We start from the raw sequence: 21,310 nt of genomic DNA on the forward strand, positions 1-21,310 counted from the left end.
GAGGGGCCAATGACGGGCAAGCCTGATCAGCAAGCATCCGCCGGTCGCGTGAGTGGACCGCAACGCGTGGTGGAACGCGAAGGTGTTCGCTATACCCTTCTGGGAACCGCCCATGTCTCACGCGCCAGCGCCGAGGAAGCCGCCGCCATGGCCGGCGAAGCCCGCTTTGACGCCGTTGCCCTGGAGCTGTGTGAAACACGGCATCGGGCCATGCGCGACCCTGCTGCACTGGCCGACATGGATCTGTTTCAGGTCTTTCGCGAAGGCAAGGGCGGCATGGTGGCGGCCAATCTCATGCTGGGCGCCTATCAGCGACGTCTGTCGGAGCAACTGGGCACCGAACCCGGGGCCGAGATGCGTGAGGCAGAGGATGCCGCTCGAGAACGCGATGCCCGCGTCTGGCTGATTGACCGGGAAGTGGGAATCACCCTGAAACGGGTCTACCGCGCGCACCGCTGGTGGGAACGACTGCCCTTGCTGGCGGGCCTGTTTGCCTCACTGCTGAGCCGTGAGAAGGTCAGTGAGGAAGACATCGAACAGCTCAAACAGGGCGACGTGATCGAGAGCAGCTTCCGTGAACTGGCGGAGCATTCCGGCATCCTGCATGAGAAACTGGTGGCTGAACGGGATCACTACATGGCTCAGCGCCTGCTTGCCGAAGTGGAGGCTGCCGGACACAAGCCGCGGGAAGTGCTCGTGGTGGTCGGTGCCGGCCATCTTGAGGGCCTGGCCCGGACCCTGGAGACCACCCGCCGTGATGCGCAAGCGGAGGCAGCGCTGTCGGCCATGCCGCCGAAAGCCCGCTGGCCGCGCCTGATCCCCTGGGCCGTGGCGGCCATCATCATCAGCGGCTTTGTCATGGGCTTCATGCGCAGCCCGGAACTGGGCTTGCGCATGGCAGCGGACTGGGTGCTGATCAACGGCGGGCTCTCGGCCCTGGGTGCGGCCGCGGCACTGGCCCACCCCCTCACCATCGTGGGCGCCATGCTGGCTGCCCCCCTCACCTCCCTCAACCCGACCATTGGCGCCGGTTTCGTCGCCGCAGCCCTGGAACTGACCTTCCGCAAGCCACGGGTGGCGGATTTCCAGGCCTTGCGTGACTCGGTCACCCACTGGTCCGGTTGGTGGCGAAACCGGGTTGCCCGCACCGTGCTCGTCTTCCTGTTCGTCACCCTGGGCTCGGCCGCCGGCACCTATCTGGGCGGATTCCGGGTGTTCGAACATCTACTGACGGGCTGAAGATCGCCGCTCGTTGTCGTTATGCGTCTCATCCGTGAGACTTATCCCTCCCGCTGGTCGGGGCCTCGCGCGGAACGCGAGTTCAAATACGTTCCCGACGCATTTGTGTCGTAGTTGTCGTTGTCGTTGTCGTTGTCGGAATTCTAGAAACCGAAAAAGATCAATGCCGATTACGATTACGACTACGATTACGACAACGAGTGAAGGCTCGGCGCGGCCTCGCCTTCATCGTGAGACGAGCATCATCAACACAAGCACGAACAGCACCACGCCCCCGATGGGAAGCAGCAAACCTGCCCAGTCACTCTCGGCTTCCCGGCTTTCCTGAAACACATTGCCTATGCCGCGGCCGAACCAGAATAGTACGACCAGCAACAGAGCGCCCAGCAGGATCATCTGCAATGGCCCCATTTCTTCCATCATCACATGCACTCTCCTCAGGAATCTCTAAGCGCCAGCCACCAGCTCACTTGACAGAATATCGGAATCAAGCAGCATGCCGGGCCTCCTGCCGTCGAAAGATCAATGAAGTTGCAACGTGTGGTTTACACCCCGTCGCCGCTGAGGTGAAATAGCCCTCACGGAACCACGATCATGCATGACAAACAGGGACATGACCATGACTACTCGCCTCGCCATCATCGTACTGCTCACCGGCTCGCTGGCGCTGAGTGCCTGCACCTGGGTTCGCATGGAACCCGGCGCGGATGACATCCTGCTTCTGCCCGAACGACGCGTGCAGGACTGTGAGCGCCTGGGAACCGTCGAAGTATCCGTGCTGGCCCGAGTGGCCGGCCTTGATCGCCATGAGGAAGAGATCGAAAAAGACCTGGCCAATCTGGCGCGCAATCATGCGGTGGAGCGAGGCGGCGACACCATCGCGGCATTGAGCACCATTGAGGATGGCAAGCAACGCTTCGGCGTCTATCGCTGTGAGGGTGCCGAAGACGAGTCCGAGGCCGACGAGGAGGAGGAAGGCGTCACCGTGCGCGGCTACAATGGCTGACCATGCCGAGGTGCGGTGCGTGATCTTTCGCCTGGCTCTGGAATGGCACGACGTGGAGGCCTACTACCAGGGCAGAATGCCACGTATCGCTGTGCGAGCCGAGGATGGCCGACGCGTGGTGTTCCCCACGTCGGCCCTAAGACCCTTCCTGAGCCAGTCCGGCGTGCACGGACGTTTCGAAATGCGGTATCGAAGTGACGATGACAAGCTGATCGAATTGCGCCGCCTGGCCTGATGAGCCGAACTCCGGCGAACGCCCACTGTCACACCATTGCCCCCGTCGCGAATCAGCACCACCAATCCCAAGGAGTTTCACATGTCTGCCAATCGAGCCATTGTCTTGATCGCGGGCCTTTTCCTGTTTCCACTGGGCGCGATGGCGAACGACTGCCACATCACGGTCGAAAGTGACGACCAGATGAACTTCGACAGCGAGGAAATCGTCATTGATCAGAGCTGCGAAGAGATCGAGCTCACCCTTAAGCATGTGGGTGACCTGGGCGTGGACACCATGGGGCACAATATCGTGTTCACCCGTGCCGAAGACCTGGAGTCACTGGCCCAGGACGCCATGCAGGCTTCCGAGGATGATTACGTGCCAGCCGGTGATGACCGCGTGGTTGCAGCCACGAATCTGATCGGTGGCGGCGAAACCACCACACTGACGCTTGATCCGTCACTGTTTGATGGTGATGAACGCTACGCCTTTTTCTGTTCCTTTCCCGGCCACTGGGGCGCCATGCAGGGAGAAGTGCGCCTGGTCAACTGAAGCCCTGCCCGGGTGTCGGGGCGGCATGATCGCCCCGACGCTCAGGCAGCAAATGCCTCATCGGTAATGAGCCGGTACAGCGCCTGCTCACCACCATCCGGTTCCAGTACCTTTTCCACGTTATGCCGGCCGCCTTCGCCATCACCCAGGGCAAGATTCAGCAGCGGCAGGCGTGTATCACTGCTGCCGTCCGGGCGGCGATAGAGACACACCACGGGATGCAGGCGATGACCGAGTGGGGTGTACACCACCACACCTTCGGCGCCATTGCTGAGACGAACCCGAGTCCCCGCCGGGTAGATGCCGACGCAACGCACGAAGGCCTCCACCAGTTCACGCCCCCAGTTTCGATCCGCATCTCGCATGAGCTCGGAAACGGCCTGATAGCCTGAAAGGGTCGGCCGATCCACACGACGGGAGGTCATGCTGTCATAGGCATTGACCAGGGCAACGATGCGGGTGGGCAGATCCAGCTCATCGCCCTTGAGCCCTTCCGGGAAGCCCCCGCCGTCGATGCGCTCATGATGATAGCGAATGATCCGCAACACCGTTTCCGGCAGGGCGCTGTCAGCCAGCAGTTGGCCACCCATTACCGGGTGACGCCGGATCATCCCCCATTCCTCCCGACTCAAGGGGCCCGGCTTGTCCAGCAAGGCCACCGGCAAGCCCAGCTTGCCCACGTCGTGCAACAGGGCACCCAGGCCGATGGCCGCGACCTGATCCGGCGGCAAGGCCAGTTCTCGAGCGAACAGCAGGGAACGAAGCGCCACATTGACCGAATGATCCACCAGGCGGCGATCATGGGCCTGCAGGTTGGCCAGCCAGTGGGCGATCTGGGGATGAGTACCCGCCAGTGCATCGAGGCGGGAAGCGGCTTCGACCACACGGCCGGACAATGGGCCACCGTGGTTCCGTTTCAGCCGCGCAAAGGCCTCTGCAAGGCATTGGCAGGCGAAGCGATGACTACTCAGGCCACTGACAATACCGCTGTGCAGTGTCGGCACGTCAGGCATCGCGGGCTCTGGCTTCCGGCGGGGATCGAAGGAAGATTCGTGTGCAGCCGGTGGCTTCTGTGGCGGCAGCACCCGGGAACGCTCTTCATCCACCCAGACTTCCCGACAATGAGCACGAAGGGCCTCGATGTCCGCCTGGGTCTCGATCAGAAAGCCCTGGAACAGGAACGGCGTTTCCGTCCATGGGCGATCAAGGGCATTCACATACAGGCCGGTGACAAGATCCTCGACACGGACTTTCCGCTGCGGCATGACCTAGACGCCCTCGGAGCGATCCAGCTCATGCAGGATGGCCATCTCCCTCGCCACCTGTTCAGGATCGCCAAGCTGACGCTCGAGCATGCGTCGAAGCTGAACGAAGCCGTTGACGTCAAACATGTCCCAGTCGCAGGCGAGCCTGTCTTCCTCGACCCGAACCACGTTCACTTCCATTTCCACCGGAGCGCTCTGATCCAGTGTGATTTCCAGCAGACAACGATCCCCCTCGCTGCCCTTCCAGCCCTCCGGACATGTCAGCAGTGCGCCTTTCACCGACACATTGAGCAGTTCGCAGGGCCAGTAGGTCGTGTCACTGAAAAGACGGGCATTGGCACGAAAATTCACGCGCGTATGCCGGCGCCGTTCACCACCGTGCTTGTCGTTATCGCTCATGCCGTTCCCCGCCTCCCCATGATTCAGTCGTTGCGGTACTCCGCCTGCAGCGCTTCCACGTGATCGCGCAGTGCCTCATTTCGCGCCATGGCACCCAGAATGCGACGATACATTTCGGAACTCAGCCCGGCGCCCTCGATCAGTTCCAGCCGTTTTTGGGTCATTTCCTGCTGCATCTCGGCCGGATCGTCTCCCTCCTCGCGGTTTCGCAGTTGCTGGGCGAAATCACGTTCCAGTTCACGCACTTCAAGCTGTGCCCGTGCAAAGGCCTCCACGTCCTCTTCGCTGAGCTCGCCGAACACCCGATCCTCCTCGGCTTCCCGCTCCTGCTCGGCCTGAGCCTGTTCCGGCATGGCCTGAGCCATCACGGCGCCCGAAGCGAAGGGAAAGAAGAGCAACAGCACAATCGGCAATAGACGGTTCATCGAAACAACCTCCTTGAGAGACCTAATACCCGGTGACAGGCCGCGCCATTGCGCCGGCCGGGTACATCATGGCCGGGATCCCTGACCCCGGGCAGACTCGCATCCGGACGGCCGTGCCCGTAGACTGCGAGCCCTTTAGGCTAACACATGCCGGCGGGTGTGACCGGCGGCCAGACAGGCCGGCTTTCCGCTTTCGCCGCGACCATTTCCGGCCGGTTCGACCGCTGGCTATAATGCGACACTGGGCACTCAAGAGGATTTCCCCGCACATGACCATTTCCCTGAGCCTAGCCACAACCGTGCTTTTGCTCTCGCCTGGCCTGACCACCGGCCCATTCGAGGCGAATGAACGGCTGTTCGCCGATTCCGGCGGAATGGCGGCCGCGCAATTCCAGAGCCGTCAGGGCAATCAACGGCAAATGCCGAACCAGCGCCAACAGCCGAATCAGCGCCAACCCCAATCCCGCTCCGGCGGCCTGAGTTTTCGCTACGACCAGGTCACGATCTGGGGCGGAACCGAAGATCTGGACGAGGATGGGCCCGAGGGTGATTCCCTGCGACTGGACGTCTCCCTGAGCACCGGCCCGGCGAGCTATTTCTACCTCAACTGGCAGGAAGGGGAGTACGAAGCACTGGGCGAGCGCACCACCCGGGAAGTCGGCTTCGGCTTTCAGGAGCACTACGCGGACCGAACGTCCTTCTTCATCACCGCCGGCTATCTGCAGGATCGCTGGAGTGGCGACGACGAAGCCTGGGCCGATGGGAACATGCTGCGCGGCCGCTACGGGATGCGTGCCCGACCCACTGATCGCATCGAACTGGACGGGGCCATCGTCTACACCCGTGGCACCGGATCCACGGATATGGACAGCCGCTGGAGCATGGATATCGGTCTCTCCCTGTACTTCACCGATCACATTGCCTTGCGCTTCTCATCACTGGACATCGACGGACTGCAACCGACCCAGCTCATGGGCCTGCGCCTGGAATGGGGTGAATGAAGCAGAGTCGCCGTCGGCGCTGACATGAAAAAGCCCCCGACGACGCGACGTCGGGGGCTCCAGGGCGATGCTTGCCGCCCAGTCATTTAGAGACCGAGGCGTGGCCCGGGCAGGTGATCGGCGTCATCGGCCGAGACGGCAACACCGTCGGACTGGACGTGCAACAGGGCCATCCGTGACTGGTCGATGAGGCGCACATCCCTGAGCAGGGCCCGCTGCGGCAGTGCGCCCGGGAATGTCAGTTCCATCACATGCCGCCCGGCCTCCAGCCAGCGCGCCGAGTGAGCCGTCCCCTGACGGTCAAGACCGGCACGCAATTCGTAGCGTCCCGGCGACGCCACATCCACGCCCACAAGCAGTCGCCAGCCATCAGCCTGACGAACCACTTCCGTATGCCCGTTCAGGCGCGCCGTGGGTGCGACCACATCAAAGGCCAGTCTGACGTCACGGCGCACCGGGCCGTTCTCGCCCCGGCCCTCCAGCTGCGCCTCGAGTTCCCACAGCCCGGCTCCGCCTGCTTGCTGCCGGGGCAGCCGAAGTGCGCTCGCGAACGTCCCATCCTCGCCGGGCGTCCACTGCACCGGACGGCGCTGGCCGTCCGGGCTGATCAGCACCCCCTCGACCCGCGACAGGCGAACACCGTTCATGCCCTCGATTCGGCCCTCGGCGCTCATGGCCTCGCCCAGCGCGAACAGGGGCGAATCGGCGCCAATGCGGGCACGAACCGGGCTGTCGGCCTCGAATACGTGGATGTGATAGCGGCCACCCCGCAACAGGGCCGATTCCCGAACCTGCAGCACGGCTTCACCGGCCACGATGCGATCCGACAAGCGCAAGGCCACGGTATCGGCGGAGAACACCGGTGCGGCAGCCGCCAGCTCCGGCCCACTGGCCAGATCACGGGCTGCCTCCCGGCCTTCCAGCACCCAGGGGCCCTGGCGGATCTGAATGTCGTCACCCTGCAGTGTGCGCCCGCCACTGCCGGGGACCGGCGCCAGGCGCACGATGGCACCGGGCGCGGTCAGGGGCAGGCTCACGCCACTGGCCAGTTCCCGGGCGGCCACCCGCAGGGTGTAGCTGCGGCTGTCGTTCTGCGGCGCCTGCAAGCCACTGCTGACGGGTTCACCGCGCGCCGGCATGAACACGGCGGCATCTTCGCCCGCCATGCCCTCGGCCCGTGTGACGCCATCACGCAGAGTCATGATCTGGCCGGAAACTCGAAAGTCTTTGTCGGAGGCCGGTAGCAGACGGGCCTCCTGAGCCACCGCCGGGATGCCCAGCGCCAGCGTCAGAAAAATGCATGCAATTCGAAAGGTCATGATACCCCCAGTCATTTTGCGGTCGGGTTCATTCCGCCCGGTGGCGGTCTCTCTCCCATGGGCCGCCATCAAAGGTCGTGACGCAGGATGCGGTCGAGGCCGAAGCAGGGACGCCGGCTCTGGTTGTGGCTGAGCACATAGCCGTTATCCATGGCCCAGGTGTCCTGAAACCAGACCTGGCCGGCGCCGGACTGGCTGCTGCATTCCAGGAAGCCGTCTGCACAGTCATCGAGCCAGGCCTGGGTGATGGCCAGCCCGACGTTGTAGTGATAACCGCCGCAATAGCTGTTGCCGGACCAGACCGCCACGCGCACATTGCTGCCGACCACGTTCCAGAAGCCCGTGGGCAGGGACGGACGGCCGTTGGTGCCCAGCAGCCAGTGGGCGTTGTAGTGCGCCATCCAGTGGGTCTGCTGCATGCGCACGGCATCGCTCTGATAGCCCAGCAGCCAGCCCAGGGAGGATTCGAACACATTGCCCTCCATCACGGCATTCGCCAGCGGGGTTCCCAGGCTGGACGGCGCCAGGGCATTGACCCAGCGCGTGGCATTGATGATTGCGGGATAACGTCCGTCCCAGGTGGGATTGGACAGAATCCAGCGCATCACATTGCCACCATTGGAATGGGTGATGACCACCAGGTCGGTGACCGCGCGTTGCTGGATGAAGTCGTGGAGTTGCCCCGCGAGACAGCCGGCCGCGGCCTGGTCCCACATGTACTGGTCGAAGTCGCAGTTGATCACCACATGGCGCGACGGGTCATCCAGACCCGCAGTGACCGACGTGATCATGTCAGCCGTCCAGTAATCATTGTAGGCGTCGGTCTGGCTGCCCGTCCCATGGACAAAGGCCACGCCGGTATTGGCAAACAGGGCCGGCGAGCACAGCAGCGCCAGCACCCCGATCAGGTGTCTTGCTCTCATGAATCCCCCTTGCGATTCAGGTTCAGGTCGTTGGATTGCGGCCAAAGGCGGCACGGCCTGCCTGGCCGTTCCAAAGCCTGCCTGCTCCCCTCCTGGAGCCGCACAGGGCCTTGCTGCTGTTTCCCGCGGGAAACCCCCGCTGCACGGCCCGGGAGCCTCGTCGCAGAGGCCCCTCTAAAACCATAGTCGAGACCGGGGCGGTGTCAAACAAGCGTTTGTTTTTGGCGTATACTCAGAGGTTTAGGGGCCGAGCGGCTAACGCTCGCCGCTGCCCAGCTCCCGGGGGAAGGGATCCAGGTACTGCTGATTGGCAAGATAGGGCTCGGGGTGACGGCGCAGGTGGTGCCGCAACAGGGTCAGCGGAACCAGCAGGGGTTGCTCGCCGCGTCGATAGGCGTGAATGGTATCGCTCAGTTCCTGACGGTCATCGGCGTCCAGATGGCGCTTGAAATAACCGGCCACATGCAGGAGCACATTGCTGTGATCACGGCGGGAGGCATGTTTGCTCAGCGCCGCCATCAGCTGCTTGAGGTACTGACCGGCCAGCGTCTCGATATCTGCCTCGCCGGCACTCGCCATCAAGCGACCCAGCTCACGATAGGCCAGCTGGTCGTGGGCGAGGATGAGAAACTTGTGCCGGGTGTGAAAGTCCACCAGGCGCCCGGCCGTCAGGCCGCCCGCCACCAGCTGACGCCAGCGGTCGTAGACATACACCCGCTCGACGAAGTTGTCGCGAATGGCGGGATCGTTGAGGCGCCCCTCCTCCTCCACCGGCAGGGTGGGATGCTGCTCCATCAGGGCCGCGGCAAAAATGCCCCGGCCATTGCCGCTGGGCATGCCCTTGTGGTCATAGACCTTGACCCGCTCCATGCCACAGCTGGGTGACTTGGCCTTGAGGATGTAACCGCTGATCTCGCCGTGCAGTCCATGGGCCTGCTCACGACCATAGGCAGCCAGCGCATCCGTGCTGTCCCGTTCCGGATTATCACTCTCCACGGCACGGGGTCGTTCGGGATCACCCACCAGGCGAATCGGGGGCCGGGGCACACCCAAACCGATGGCCACTTCCGGGCATAGGGGTATGTAGCGGAAATGGCGCCCCATGACTTCCTGCACATATCGGTGGCGCTTGTGTCCGCCGTTGTACCGGACTTCCTCACCGATCAGACAAGCGCTGATTCCGACCGGAATCCGGTGGTCGGGTTCGCGGGGAATATCCGTCATAGCACAAAGATCAGGATTCGGGCGTTGCCGGTGTCCGAAATCAGCAACCGATCGCCATCAGACCAGACCGCCTCGGGACCATTGAGACTGCGGGCATTCACCTCGGTGCCGTCGCCGGTATTGTTGGCGGTATTGCTGTTGCGGTCCGGCTGACCCAGTACCGCGTCCGGCCGTGGATGGCTGGCCAGCGGCCAGCTGTCATACACGAGCACCCGATGATTGCCACGATCACTGACGAACAGGCGGTCGCCGTCCCAGTGGACCCCCGTAGGGCCATTCATGCCCCGTGACAGTCCGTCGGCATTGACGACACGGCTCTGCATGTCCGGCTGACCGAGAACCACGTCGGCCGGTTCGCCATTGCTGGGGAAATCACGCCACAACAGCACCCGGTTGTTGAAGCGATCCGCCACCGCCAGGCGGTTGCCATCCGTCCAGAAACCGGCCGGCCCGTCAAAACTGTCCGCGGACGGCACCCCCTGCCCCCGGTTCGAGAGGCAAACGTCCATCGCCTCCTGACCGATGACGCGAATGGCTGCGCTACCCGACGCCGCCTCACGCTCGAACTGCAGCAATCGGTTGTTGCCGTAATCCGACACCAGGATGCGTTCATCCGCCTGCTGCACCCCCCAGGGTTCGTTGAGGGCATCCTCGAAACAGCCCGGGCCGAAGTTCTGATCCAGTGCCGGCTGGCCAAAGACCCGGTCGGCATCCCGAGGGCCACTGGACGGGCGACTGTCCCACAGCAGGATCCGGTCATTGCCGGTATCCGCCACCGCCAGGCCCCAGCTACCGGCGGCCACCCCGGTGGGAAAGAACAGGCCACCGGCGTCCCCACCCCGCTCGCCAGACTGCATGTCGTCCTGCCCCAGCACAAAGGTCGCCCCCGCCCCGTTGCGGGCGGGAATCCCTTCATAGGCAAGGATGCGGCTGTTGCCGGTGTCCGACACAAACAGGGGGCCACCGGAAAAGGCAACCCCAGTGGGCTCCAGCAGGGTGTCCTCGGCAATCGGCCGGGCGGTCTCGGCCCGGTCGCGGGAAGTCTGCCCGATCACGTAGTCGGCCCGCTTCCAGGTCAGCTCGCCCACATCACCCGCCCCCTCTTCGATGGCTTCGCGCCAGTCAAAGGGGCAGCCATCGTTGCCGGCCAGAAAGAGACAGGCGAGGATCAGGCCAAGGATTCGGAGGGTCTTGTTCATGTGCAAAAGCATACCATCCCGCCTGACCCCTGTAGACGGTTCCGCTGGCCTTCGATCACCGGTCGCTCAGTCTGTTTCAGTCCTGGCGCGGATCACGATCGGATTTACGCGGCGGGTTGACCCAGATGACCGTGGCACCGGCCCGGCGGGCCTGCTGGTTCACCACCGACACGTATTCCATGTCGAATGGGTTGTAGACCGACTGCAGCTCCCGCTCGATTTGCTCCCGATCAGGCGTGGCTGCACAACCCGCCAGAAGAAACAGTCCGGAAAGGAGGAATAAAGTCCGGTAGGGCATTCTCATGAGCGCACCTCCCGCGTGACACGCACGGTGAGCACACTGTCCAACGATCCGGCCGAAACGCCCGGATCACCCGGAAGGCCTGGCCTGCAGGCCTCCGAAAGCTCTCCTCAGAGCTTCCCTTCAATATAGACCTTTTCCGGCAGGGTGCGGTTCGATCCCGAATCGAAAAGGCCGCGCAGGAATGGTGAATGGCGCAATGAAACGAAAAATGGCTCTTCGTGAAAAAGCGGGGAGGAAATTCGGGCGTGGGTGCCGGGGCGGGTCTTGGTGGCCCTGCCCAGAACACGCCGTGAATACGTCCCTGTAGGCTCGAGGGAAACATCCCTGTTTCCCACGGTTCTGGTCAGGGCCACCAAGACCCTTTCCAGAGCGGTGATTCGCCGGGGATCAACGCTGATCCATCAGCGCCGATAGGCCCTCGGCAGGGTATCGTCATCCAGGTTCATGTAACGATCCCGGAGACGGGTGTGGCGGGTCTCCATGGACATTTCCCGCCCCTTGATGATGACGTGATCCGGGTAGCTGGTGACCTCCAGGGGGTCGCCGTCCCAGACCACCACATCGGCCTCGAGGCCCGGCTCAAGACGGCCGACCCGATCGCCGATTCCCCAGATATCCGCCGGTACGGCCATGATGGCGGCCAGGGCCGCGTCATGGGGCAGACCGTGGGCCACGGCATTGCCGGCGGCCTGGGTGATGTTGCGGGCATTGTGGCTGTCACCGGTGGCGAAGGCGAAGCGCACGCCGGCCTCGTGCAGGCGGGCGGCATTCTCCAGTGTCGATGCCAGCGACTCGAAACGGCCCGGGAGATTCTGCAGGGGGTCGATGAGGACCGGCACGTTCATTGCCGCCAGTTCATCGGCCACCTTCCAGGCTTCCGCACCCCCGCTGATCACCAGACGCAGATCGTAGTCGGTGGCCAGACGCAGGGCAGCACGAATGTCGCTGGCCCGGTGGGCCTGCAGAATCAGCGGCAATTCGCCTTCGATCACCGGCTGCAGGGCATCCAGGTCGAGCCGGCCGAGGGCGTAGTCCCGCCGTTCGCGACGCTCGAAGGCCGAGCGGTTGTCACGGTAGTCGCGGGCATCCTGCAGGGCTTCGCGCAGGTGCAGCATGGCCGCACCGCGGGAACCGCCGGACAGGGCGGCGCCGGTCTCGCCCAGGCTGGCGTACATGGCCGCCGGACTGCGGGTGATGAAATCCACCGGATCACCCAGGTCCATGATCGCGCCCTGGCCGGCGATCAGGGTGCCGCCGCTGCCGTGGCTGGGGGCGACCACCGCCCGGGTGATGCCTTCCACCCGGTTGACCGGGATCAGCATGGACGCGGGGTTGATGGCGTCGGTGACGTCAAAGGCCGCCGTGAAATGCCGTCCGGATACCGAACTGTCGTTGCTGCCACCAACGGCAGACACTTCGACAATGCCGATATGACCGTGGGCATCAATGATTCCCGGTGTAACGATGCGGCCCATGGCGTCGATACGGCGCGCCTCACGCGGTACGCCCACATCCCGGCCCACAGCCTCGATGCGGCCATCCCGGATCAGAACGGTGGCGTCTTCGATCACACCCTGCTCGCCCAGGGTGTGGACGGTGGCATCGGTAATGGCAATCACCTCGGCCTTGAGGGGGCCGACGGCCAGACCGACTGCCGCGAACAGTGCAATGGCAATGGCTCTGAGCATCACTTGTCTCCTTCAAATAGGCCGAGAGTGAAATCCAGTTCCGGATGACGCTCGGGATCGTCCCGGTCATACAGGCGGGCGCCGTCAATGTAGACCCTCTGTGTCCGGGTATAGACACTGAAGGGGTCACCATCCCACAGCACCACATCGGCGTTCTTGCCGGGCTCCAGGGAACCGGTCACTTCATCGATGCCGAGAATGGAGGCGGCGTTGAGGGTAATCCAGCGAATGGCCTGCTCACGGCTCACGTCCATGCCGGCCCGGTTGGCCGCTGCCATGGTCTTGGCCGCTTCCTGGTTGAGACGCTGGATGTCCTGGGCCGAATCGGAGTGCAGCACGGCACAGGCACCGGCTGCTTCCACCAAGGGAATGTTTTCGCGAATGCCATCCCAGGCCTCCAGCTTGAAGCCCCACCAGTCGGACCACATGGCCGAACAGACATTGTTCTCGGCCAGCAGGTCGGCAATCTTGTAGGACTCCACCGCATGATGGAAGGCGGTGATATGGAAGCCGTATTCCTCGGCGATATCCAGGCGATGCCTCATCTCATCGGCCCGATAGCAGTGATTGTGGAGCAGGATTTCCCCATTGAGCACGCCGGCAATGGTCTCCAGGGCCAGGTCCCGCTTCGGCGCTTCGGCGTCCTCGCCATTGGCCTGCTTGCGCTTGTAGTCTTCCCAGCGCTTGAGGTATTCCTTGCCGTCCTCGAATCCCGCGCGCACGAATGCCTTGTTGCCCATGCGGGTGTAGGGCTGGGAGTTGCGCCCCTGACCGTAGACCCGCTTGGGGTTCTCACCGCAGGCCATCTTCAGGGCGTGGGGCGCTCCGGGAAACTTCATGTCCTGGGCGGTGCGCCCGGGAACATTCTTGATGGTGACCCCGCGCCCGCCAAAGATGTTGGCCGACCCTGGCAGGATCAGCGCGGTGGTCACACCGCCTTCCAGGGCGCGGATGAAGCCCGGGTCCTGGGGCCACAGGCCATGCTCGGCCCAGACATGGGCGGTATTGGCCGAAACGATCTCGTTGCCATCGGCATGAGCCCAGACACCCGGCGAGGGATAGACGCCCAGATGGGAGTGGGTGTCGATGATGCCGGGTGTCAGCCATTTGCCGTCCGCATCCACCACTTCGGCATCATCCGGCGCCTCGATGTCATTGCCCACCGCCTCGATCCGGCCGTCGCGGATGAGCAGGCTGCCGTTGTCGATACGCTCACCGGTGCCGGTCAGGATGGTGGCATTGGTGAACAGCACCGTCTCGGACGGCATTGGGCGATAGGTGGATTCAAAGCCTCCCGAGAGGACGGAAAACTCGAAATCCTCGTCATTCTGCGTTTTCTGGTCGCCGTCACCGCAGGCGGCGAACCCCAGCGCCAGTGCGCCGAGAGCCGCCACCAGGGCCGGCCTGATCACTTGTGTTGCCATGCTGCCTCCTTCACGACTGGTTCGAATTGCGGCAAGTGAATGCCTTCCGTGTGAATGCGTGGAAAAATATGCTTCAATCCCATGCCTGATCGAACGGCAAGGGGACTCCATGGAAACCGGCTTTATCGACATCGCCATTCTGCTGGCACTGGCTGTCGCCCTTGGCGGCGTGGCCATGTTGCTCCGGCAACCTCTCATCGTAGCCTTTATTGCCGCCGGTATCATCGCCGGCCCGGCGGTGGCCGGTCTGGTGCCCCATCCCGATGACATCGAGCTGCTGGCCGAACTGGGGATCGCCCTGCTTCTCTTTGTGGTCGGCCTGAAACTCGATCTCTCGCTGATCCGCACCATGGGGCCGGTGGCCCTGGCTACCGGGATGGGCCAGGTCATCTTCACGTCCTTCATCGGTTACGGCATCGCCATCATGCTCGGCATGTCACCGGTGACCGCCTTGTATGTGGCCGTGGCCCTGACCTTCTCCAGCACCATCATCATCGTCAAGCTCCTTTCGGACAAGCGCGAGATCGATGCCCTCCATGGTCGCATCGCCATCGGCTTCCTGATTGTCCAGGATATCGTCGTGGTACTGGTGATGATCGGCCTGTCCGCCTTCGGTGCCGGGGCCGGGGCGGAAGGACCCTGGCTGGAGGCCCTGCGGGTGTTCGCTGCCGGGGCATTGATGCTGGTCGGGATTGGCCTGGCCATGCGCTATGTATTGCCCTGGCTGATGGAGCAAATTGCCCGCAACCGTGAGCTGCTGGTGCTGTTCGGTATCGCCTGGGCCGTGGCCCTGGCGGCACTGGGTGACGCCATGGGCTTCAGCATGGAGGTGGGCGCCTTCCTGGCCGGCATCTCCCTGGCCTCGACGCGCTTCCGGGACGCCCTGGGCGCCCGTCTCACCACCGTGCGCGATTTTCTCCTGCTGTTCTTCTTCCTGCACCTGGGCGGACAGCTGGAGCTGAACCTGCTGGGGGCGCAGGTGGGCCCGGCCCTGATCCTCTCGGTCTTCGTGCTGATCGGCAACCCCATCATCGTCATGATCATCATGGGCATCATGGGCTACCGCAGCCGCACCGGCTTTCTGGCCGGCCTGACCGTTGCCCAGATCAGTGAGTTTTCCCTGATCCTCGCCGCCCTGGGCTACAGTCTTGGCCACATCACGGCCGAGACCGTGGGGCTGGTAACCCTGGTGGGGCTGATCACCATCGGCCTGTCCACCTACCTCATCATCTACTCCCACCCCATCTACGACCGTCTCGCCCCCTGGCTGCGGATCTTCGAACGCCAGAACATCCAGCAGGCGGATGACAGCCACGAGGAGGCCACACAGGCGGATGTGATCGTGATCGGTCTGGGGCGCTTCGGCTATGACCTGGCCATGGGCCTGAGTGACCAGAAAGTGCGCGTGCTGGGGGTGGATTTTGACCCGGCGGCGGTGGACGCCCTGCAATCGGAATCGGTCCCTGCCTGCTACGGCGATGCGGAGGACCCGGAACTGCCGGACCGGCTGCCGCTTAGTCAGGCAAGGATGGTGATCAGCACGGTGCCGGACCCCGTGGCCAATCGGGCCCTGATCGACAGCATCCGCCACGCGGGTTTTCGTGGCCGTGTCATGCTCACGGCCCATCATCCGGCGGATATCCGCGCCCTGGCCGACCTGCCCGAACATGAGCTGCTGCTGCCGTTCCGGGACGCCGCGGAGAAAACGGCCGAGCGCATCGTGCGGCATCTGGGCGCCTGAAGACAGGCACTTCAGTGCTCGGCCTCCGCCTCCTCGTGCAAGGCGGAGGCCACCAGAGCAGCGTGCTGGCAGGCCCGGCCATGCACCTTGGCCGCGCGCCGGAGGACGCTGAAGTAATCCAGCCAGTCACTCATCTGACGGCTGCCCATGCGGCGCGATGCACCGGCCCACAGCAGCTCGGACTTGATGCGCTGGTAGCGTTCCTCGAACTCCGGCGAAACGCCGCTTTTCGTCAGCGGTTCGGAGGGCACTGCCCGCGCCAGCTCCGACAGCGTCGGTCCCTCCTGCCCTTCCTCCACCGGACAGATGGCAGGCAGACGCCGGGCCATTTCATCCAGCTCCAGTGCCCGCTCCCCCAACTCCTCCAGATATCGGGTGGTACGCAGCACATCCGGCAGGGTTCGGGAATGCTGGCTGCTCAGGTCATGGCTGGACAGACTCTGGGCCGCGTCATTAATGATGTCCAGCAGTGACTGCAGGGCCTGCTGACGCCCTTCCAGGCGAGCCCTTTCAATGCGCTTTTCCGCAATGGCATCCGTGAACAGATGTCCGGCGGCCACCAGGGCCCGATTGAGCTCTTTTTCCACCGCGCGCAGGCCCAGGCTCGGCGTGGCCAGCACCGTCTCGTCGAGATACTGGGGGCGGGCCAGTTCGTCCGGCAGTGGCCGGAAGCGGCGACTGAGCCAGTCCACCATCAGGGGGGTCAGCGGCCACATGGCCATCAGGCCGATGAGCTTGCCGGTGGTGTGAAAGAAGGCCAGCGCCACGGCGATGGAATGGGCCATGCCCACGCTGGCGGCGAGCCACTGCACCAGCTGAAGCAGGAAACCGAAAAACAGGAACAGGATCGCGGCTTCCACCACATTGAAGATCACATGGGAGGAGGCCACGCGCCGGGCATTGGGGGTGGCTCCCAGGGCGGCAAACACCGCTGTGGACGTGGTGCCGAGATTGGCCCCGATCATCATTGCCGCGGCTCCCGGCAGGGCCAGGGCACCCCCGGTGGCCGCCGTCAGGATCACCGCCAGCGCGGCACTCGACGACTGCATGACCACGGTCATCAGAAAGCCCGCCAGCAGATGCAGGAAGAGCATGAGGGCACCGCTGCCCGTGAATGCCGGGGTGAGCATGGGCCCGGTTTCGCGGAACATGTCGGTGAGCACATCCAGCCCCAGGAAGAAAACACCGAATCCGGTGACGGCATCCCCCAGGCCGCGCAGGCGGCTGACCCTGGCCAGGAGACGGATAAGCATCCCGGCACCAATGAACGGCAGGGCGAAAGCCTTGAGACTGAATTCCAGGCCCACCACGCTCACCAGCCAGGTGGTGGCCGTGGTGCCGAGGTTGGCCCCGTAGATGACGCCGACCGCCTGTCCCAGACCGAGAATGCCGGCATTGACGAAACCGATGGTGGCAAAGATCACCGCGCTGGATGACTGCACCACGCCGGTGATCATGGCGCCGGAAGCCAGGCCTCGCGCGCGGCTGCGGGTGGCAAAGGCGAGCACATGTCGCAGGCCGTCTCCGGCCGCCACCTTCAGCCCCTCGGTCATGAGTTTCATGCCGAGGAGGAACAGGCCCACGCCGCCCAGAAAACTCAGGATCTGCCACAGGTTCATGGAGACAATGATAGCCTGAACGGGGGCTCATCCTCGATGAGCGGTCGACCACCCGCGCTTCTTTTTCCCCCTCGGAATACCGGGAGCGCCTTTCCAGAGGTTCAGGCATGCGACGTGCGCCCAGCCAGAATCGGCATCGTGAGTGGATCCGCTCACTGCTGGCCTTTGCCGACCGGGGTGGCTGGGTACTCGGCCTGCTGCTTGTGGCCACAGGCTTGGCCCTGTTCTGCTTCGAGCAAGGGGCCCTGAGCGCACTGGCGGCGGCCGTGCCGGCGGGGATACTGAGCGCCTACCTGGGGCATCAGTACCACCAGGGGGGCGATGAAAGCCACTGGCTGATGATGATCCTCGCCTTCTTTGCCGGCTGGCCCCTGGTCATGCTGCTGGAACGAAACGGCACGCCGCAGCTGGAACAGAACCTGATTACCGTCCAGTACTTCCTGCTCGTCATCGGCCTCTGGCTGCTGGTGTCGGCTCTGCTTGCCCGCCGGAACCAGGAGCGTACGCCCTAGCCGCTGCCACGAAGAACCTAAAAAAGGCCCTACCTCTTGCGAGGCAGGGCCTGATCATTGCGAAGGATGAAGGGATCAATCAGCGGTTGAGTCGTAACGTTCACCCGAGTCTTCTGCTTCACCGCCTGGGCGGCGGTCATGAGGCACACTGACCGTGACGCTACCTTCACACCGAACACCGTTCGCCTCGGCATCAAGATGAACCTCGTAGATTCGCCCTCGCTTGAGGCCTGATCGTTCCGCCCGCACCCAGGCCGTTGAGCCACCCACGCCCTTGCCGTCCGGCTCGAAATTCCCATCGCCCAGATCATTGAGCGGCTCATCCTGATAGATCCCCGTCACTACAATCGTCGGTTCATTCCCCAGGCCAGGGTGCGTTACCGTGAAATTCACGGCATGCATTCGATGGTTCGGCGGCCAGATCGTCTCCGGGTCGGCCTTTAATGCTTCACAGACTGGAACCTCCGGCTCAGGCACGGTCTCGTCAGGAATGGCCACCAGCACCATGGTGTTGGTGGCGCAGTTGTTGTCCTCATCGGTCTCGACGACTTCATCATCGGCATCTGCGCAGGCTCGAAAATAGTAGTCTCCCGCGTCCAGCTGTGAAGGCAAAGCCAGCCATTGAGCCTCACCGCGATGGCCGGAAAACGCCTCCAGAGGCGGGACGCGGCGCTCACCTACTACATGAACGTCATGCCGAAAGTGTTCATCCGGGCTGATGTAATAACGGGTTGTTGTCTCCGGCACCGGCAGGCGGCCACGGTTCTCAGTCTCATCCTGGAATCGAATCTTCTGCTCCCCATCCCAGCGGATGAATGGCGGTGAGAAAAACGGCACCAGAAGGTCGGCACCACCTCGCCAAAGAACCCGCGTCTCACCAATCATGTGGGAAATGAGGAATTCGGGATCGAAATTTGCAACCGCACCCATGGGAGGCATGCCGAGCTCAAGGTATTCAAAGCGGATGACATCCTCGCCCACTCTGTAACCTTCGTAGGAGAAAGTCGCCCGCCCCTCCTCGTTGGTCTGGCTAATATCCGCCAAACCCTGATGCGGCCCTTGAGTGATCGTCATGACCACATCCTGACCGACGATCGGGTCGTAACCACTGGCGGCGTCCCTGGCCAACACCGCCAGATTCTCTTCCTCACCGATGTAATAGCGACCGACATGGGGCTCAATCTCATACACCGGCTCCGCGGGTGGGGGTGGCGGTGACGATGATGGCGGCTCCTCCGGCAGCTGCCCCCGCATGGCGCCGACACCATAAAGAATCAGATCAAAAGCCTCGCGGCGGGAACAGACCTCCTCCCAGTTCGGCAAGGTGTCCAGAAAATCGGTCAGCGGCTCACGCGCCGAGTAGTCCGCCGACTGGATGGCCTCTCTCTGCGCTGTTACAAGCTCGTGAGCGGCCTCGGTGAAAGCCGCACCGCACCATCCCATTTCGGCCAACTGCCCCATATCCGAGAGGAACTTCTCAAGATAGAGACCACTGTTGGGGCGGACACCAAAGGGAGCCACTGAGATGAGTTCCTGGCGAAGTTCTTTCTCAACCTCCCAGGCTGCCTGTACCTGTTCAGGTGTCGGATCGTGGGCTTCAGTCATCAATGCCCAATCCGTCTCGATTGTGACTTGTCTTAATGCCGGTGGCGCAGGAGAAACAATCTTGAATGGCCCCGCAAGCCGCCCTGGCGGCACCCCCGGGTCGCGGCTGGGAAAGAACGAGACGACGTCAGGATGAAGAGTATTTTCCCACCCTGGTTCGGGCACCGTCTGTACTGGCGTATAGGCTGATGAGTTGACCAATTCCGAATACAATGTCTCGCCTCGGCCGGGATAGACAAATAGATCACGCCGACCTCTCGGCCAAGCCTGCCCCCTCGGGACTTTCATTTCGACACGGAAGAAAACAATATTACCTGTGTTTGAGTCGTTATTCTTCACATAGTACTCATAGACATAATCACTGGGTGACGACTCATTACCGCTAATTTCGACAGTCAAATCTGAGTCGTGAATCACGAAATCCGGCACTGGAATCAAACCCACAGCCGCCCCCCAGAAAAGCCCTGCAGCAATAGGACTCATACGAACTCTCCCAATCAACCGTCATCGGATCACCAAGAACCTTCATTTCGAGATGAAGACGATTCCAAATTAGATATCATCGACAGCAACGAAGGTAAGGTGCGTACTGTAAACCGTACTGCAGGACCAATGGATCGGCCCCGAGAGATTTCGGCTTCCAGAAAGAATATAATTGGACTCCCTCACTTGTTCACGCAGCCAACGATTACTCCGGCATTCAAACCTGCTTCCATCTTGTCGGCGCGAATTGAAATCCGCGTGCCGACCGTCGCGATGAGAATAATGCCCATTCCCGCTGCTGTTACCATCCGCCCACCACTGCCCATTTAGGTCAAAAAGACCGCCAATAGGCAAGCTCAAATCATTAATACTAAGTGGCTCACCATACGTGGATTGATACAGGCCGGCGTACAGCATTAGCCGAGCTTTTGCCAAGCGCCTCAAATGCATCGCCTCCTTGTGCGCCGGCTCCTGGGTAACCTGCTCACCCCTAATTATCAAAAAGCTGCCATCGTCCGATCGTCAGGCACCTGGTGTCGGCGTTCCTGGGTGGTCGTACTCACATTCGAGCGGGTGAAGATCAAACCCTGTCCTGATATAGGAGAGGATACGCCGTGTATACCGGTCCCAACACCAATTCAGGCAAACCCAGCCGCCGCTAAGCTCTAGCCGGACATCAAGCACGTATTCGCCTGCCACTTCCATGAGTTCGTATTCGAGCCGGTGGGCTTCATCATAGGGTGGATCTTCTCCGAAGTTGACCGTCCACCCAACGACACGCAAGGGATCATCCGGCTCTTCGTCCAGGCGGGAGTAGAGCCCCGTCATTGGCCGTGGCGGGTCATCGTGGTGATGTCCGCCGCTCACGCGATCATTTTCCAGATCGTTCGACAGCCCAAGCTTCTCGACCTGCAGACGGCAGCGAATTGGCGCGCCGGTTCGCCCATCCACACAGGCGAACCCCAGGTTCAGGTGCTCAAGCTGATCCCCGTTGCGCTGGATTTCCGGCACGGGCGGCTCAACCTTGATGGCAATCCCGGAGACGTACTGGGCTAGCGGAATCGATGGAAAAAGCAGAAGAACGGCACCGGCAATCCCGGTCAGGATGGCACTGAGACGCATGCTGAGACCCCCTTTTTGTAAGCGTTCCCCGAGGTCAGAGTGT

The 21,310-nt window shown here is 62.8% G+C and carries 22 protein-coding genes; 7 read left to right on the forward strand and 15 right to left on the reverse strand.

What is annotated here, in order from left to right; genetic code table 11:
• Nucleotides 1-9: 9 nt before the first annotated feature.
• Nucleotides 10-1,239, forward strand: coding sequence for a TraB/GumN family protein (locus RBH19_RS12200; RefSeq protein ID WP_306729128.1), 1,230 nt, complete (start codon nt 10-12; stop codon nt 1,237-1,239).
• 225 nt (nt 1,240-1,464) lie between these two features.
• On the opposite strand, the gene RBH19_RS12205 is transcribed toward RBH19_RS12200, so the two are convergent.
• A complete protein-coding gene (locus RBH19_RS12205; RefSeq protein WP_306729129.1) occupies nt 1,465-1,662 on the reverse strand; it encodes a hypothetical protein in 198 nt (65 codons plus the stop codon).
• A 196-nt stretch (nt 1,663-1,858) separates the two neighbouring features.
• Here RBH19_RS12205 and RBH19_RS12210 point away from each other — a divergent pair, with 196 nt between their 5' ends.
• The 3 genes from RBH19_RS12210 to azu all read left to right on the forward strand — a co-directional run bounded on the left by RBH19_RS12210 (nt 1,859) and on the right by azu (nt 3,014).
• Nucleotides 1,859-2,245, forward strand: a complete 387-nt coding sequence (locus tag RBH19_RS12210) for a DUF4156 domain-containing protein (protein WP_306729130.1) — start codon at nt 1,859-1,861, stop codon at nt 2,243-2,245.
• Entirely contained in the window at nt 2,238-2,480 is a 243-nt protein-coding gene (locus RBH19_RS12215) for a DUF2835 family protein (RefSeq protein ID WP_306729131.1), read from the forward strand. The genes RBH19_RS12210 and RBH19_RS12215 overlap by 8 nt, the downstream gene beginning before the upstream one ends.
• An 81-nt stretch (nt 2,481-2,561) precedes the next feature.
• Nucleotides 2,562-3,014 (forward strand): azurin, encoded by a 453-nt coding sequence (azu, locus tag RBH19_RS12220; protein ID WP_306729132.1) that lies wholly within the window; start codon nt 2,562-2,564, stop codon nt 3,012-3,014.
• A gap of 41 nt (nt 3,015-3,055) precedes the next feature.
• On the opposite strand, the gene RBH19_RS12225 is transcribed toward azu, so the two are convergent.
• From RBH19_RS12225 to RBH19_RS12235, 3 genes are read right to left on the reverse strand one after another with little or no spacing between them, the layout of a single operon-like run.
• On the reverse strand, nt 3,056-4,279 hold the full coding sequence (locus RBH19_RS12225) for a cyclic di-GMP phosphodiesterase (protein WP_306729133.1): 1,224 nt from the start codon (nt 4,277-4,279) through the stop codon (nt 3,056-3,058).
• A gap of 3 nt (nt 4,280-4,282) precedes the next feature.
• Nucleotides 4,283-4,678, reverse strand: coding sequence for a PilZ domain-containing protein (locus tag RBH19_RS12230; protein ID WP_306729134.1), 396 nt, complete (start codon nt 4,676-4,678; stop codon nt 4,283-4,285).
• Nucleotides 4,679-4,701: 23 nt separating this feature from the next.
• Nucleotides 4,702-5,103 carry a DUF4168 domain-containing protein gene (locus RBH19_RS12235; protein WP_306729135.1) on the reverse strand — a complete coding sequence of 134 codons (402 nt, stop codon included), beginning with the start codon at nt 5,101-5,103 and terminating at the stop codon, nt 4,702-4,704.
• A 269-nt stretch (nt 5,104-5,372) separates the two neighbouring features.
• On the opposite strand from RBH19_RS12235, the gene RBH19_RS12240 reads away from it, so the two are divergent.
• Nucleotides 5,373-6,104 (forward strand): hypothetical protein, encoded by a 732-nt coding sequence (locus tag RBH19_RS12240; RefSeq protein ID WP_306729136.1) that lies wholly within the window; start codon nt 5,373-5,375, stop codon nt 6,102-6,104.
• Nucleotides 6,105-6,190: 86 nt separating this feature from the next.
• Here RBH19_RS12240 and RBH19_RS12245 read toward each other — a convergent pair whose 3' ends face one another.
• The 8 genes from RBH19_RS12245 to RBH19_RS12280 form a co-directional block, all read right to left on the reverse strand.
• Nucleotides 6,191-7,423: a DUF4785 domain-containing protein gene (locus tag RBH19_RS12245; RefSeq protein WP_306729137.1), complete on the reverse strand. Its 1,233-nt coding sequence runs from the start codon at nt 7,421-7,423 to the stop codon at nt 6,191-6,193.
• 68 nt (nt 7,424-7,491) lie between these two features.
• Nucleotides 7,492-8,346, reverse strand: a complete 855-nt coding sequence (locus RBH19_RS12250) for a hypothetical protein (RefSeq protein WP_306729138.1) — start codon at nt 8,344-8,346, stop codon at nt 7,492-7,494.
• 255 nt (nt 8,347-8,601) lie between these two features.
• A complete protein-coding gene (locus tag RBH19_RS12255) occupies nt 8,602-9,570 on the reverse strand; it encodes a YbgA family protein (protein ID WP_306729139.1) in 969 nt (322 codons plus the stop codon).
• A complete protein-coding gene (locus tag RBH19_RS12260) occupies nt 9,567-10,769 on the reverse strand; it encodes an NHL repeat-containing protein (RefSeq protein ID WP_306729140.1) in 1,203 nt (400 codons plus the stop codon). Before RBH19_RS12260 ends, RBH19_RS12255 begins: the two co-directional genes overlap by 4 nt.
• Nucleotides 10,770-10,845: 76 nt before the next feature.
• The gene (locus RBH19_RS12265) at nt 10,846-11,073 is read right to left on the reverse strand and encodes a hypothetical protein (RefSeq protein WP_306729141.1); all 228 of its coding nucleotides are present in this window, start codon (nt 11,071-11,073) and stop codon (nt 10,846-10,848) included.
• A gap of 107 nt (nt 11,074-11,180) precedes the next feature.
• Nucleotides 11,181-11,429 (reverse strand): hypothetical protein, encoded by a 249-nt coding sequence (locus RBH19_RS12270; protein ID WP_306729142.1) that lies wholly within the window; start codon nt 11,427-11,429, stop codon nt 11,181-11,183.
• A 45-nt stretch (nt 11,430-11,474) separates the two neighbouring features.
• On the reverse strand, nt 11,475-12,761 hold the full coding sequence (locus RBH19_RS12275) for an amidohydrolase family protein (RefSeq protein ID WP_306729143.1): 1,287 nt from the start codon (nt 12,759-12,761) through the stop codon (nt 11,475-11,477).
• Nucleotides 12,761-14,185, reverse strand: a complete 1,425-nt coding sequence (locus tag RBH19_RS12280; RefSeq protein ID WP_306729144.1) for an amidohydrolase — start codon at nt 14,183-14,185, stop codon at nt 12,761-12,763. The genes RBH19_RS12275 and RBH19_RS12280 overlap by 1 nt, the downstream gene beginning before the upstream one ends.
• A gap of 109 nt (nt 14,186-14,294) precedes the next feature.
• Here RBH19_RS12280 and RBH19_RS12285 point away from each other — a divergent pair, with 109 nt between their 5' ends.
• Complete coding sequence (locus tag RBH19_RS12285) at nt 14,295-15,926, forward strand: cation:proton antiporter (RefSeq protein ID WP_306729145.1); 1,632 nt, start codon at nt 14,295-14,297, stop codon at nt 15,924-15,926.
• An 11-nt stretch (nt 15,927-15,937) separates the two neighbouring features.
• Here the strand turns inward: RBH19_RS12285 and RBH19_RS12290 are convergent, their stop codons facing one another.
• Entirely contained in the window at nt 15,938-17,545 is a 1,608-nt protein-coding gene (locus tag RBH19_RS12290; RefSeq protein ID WP_306729146.1) for a Na/Pi cotransporter family protein, read from the reverse strand.
• Between the two features lie 107 nt (nt 17,546-17,652).
• Here RBH19_RS12290 and RBH19_RS12295 point away from each other — a divergent pair, with 107 nt between their 5' ends.
• Nucleotides 17,653-18,057: a hypothetical protein gene (locus tag RBH19_RS12295; RefSeq protein WP_306729147.1), complete on the forward strand. Its 405-nt coding sequence runs from the start codon at nt 17,653-17,655 to the stop codon at nt 18,055-18,057.
• A gap of 75 nt (nt 18,058-18,132) precedes the next feature.
• Here the strand turns inward: RBH19_RS12295 and RBH19_RS12300 are convergent, their stop codons facing one another.
• Nucleotides 18,133-20,145 (reverse strand): CARDB domain-containing protein, encoded by a 2,013-nt coding sequence (locus tag RBH19_RS12300; RefSeq protein ID WP_306729148.1) that lies wholly within the window; start codon nt 20,143-20,145, stop codon nt 18,133-18,135.
• Nucleotides 20,146-20,667: 522 nt separating this feature from the next.
• Nucleotides 20,668-21,310, reverse strand: a 643-nt coding sequence (locus tag RBH19_RS12305; protein ID WP_306729149.1) for a hypothetical protein, incomplete at its 5' end; no start/stop codon positions are given.

Origin of the sequence: Natronospira bacteriovora (assembly GCF_030848495.1) — a bacterium.
Classification (GTDB): domain Bacteria; phylum Pseudomonadota; class Gammaproteobacteria; order Natronospirales; family Natronospiraceae; genus Natronospira; species Natronospira bacteriovora.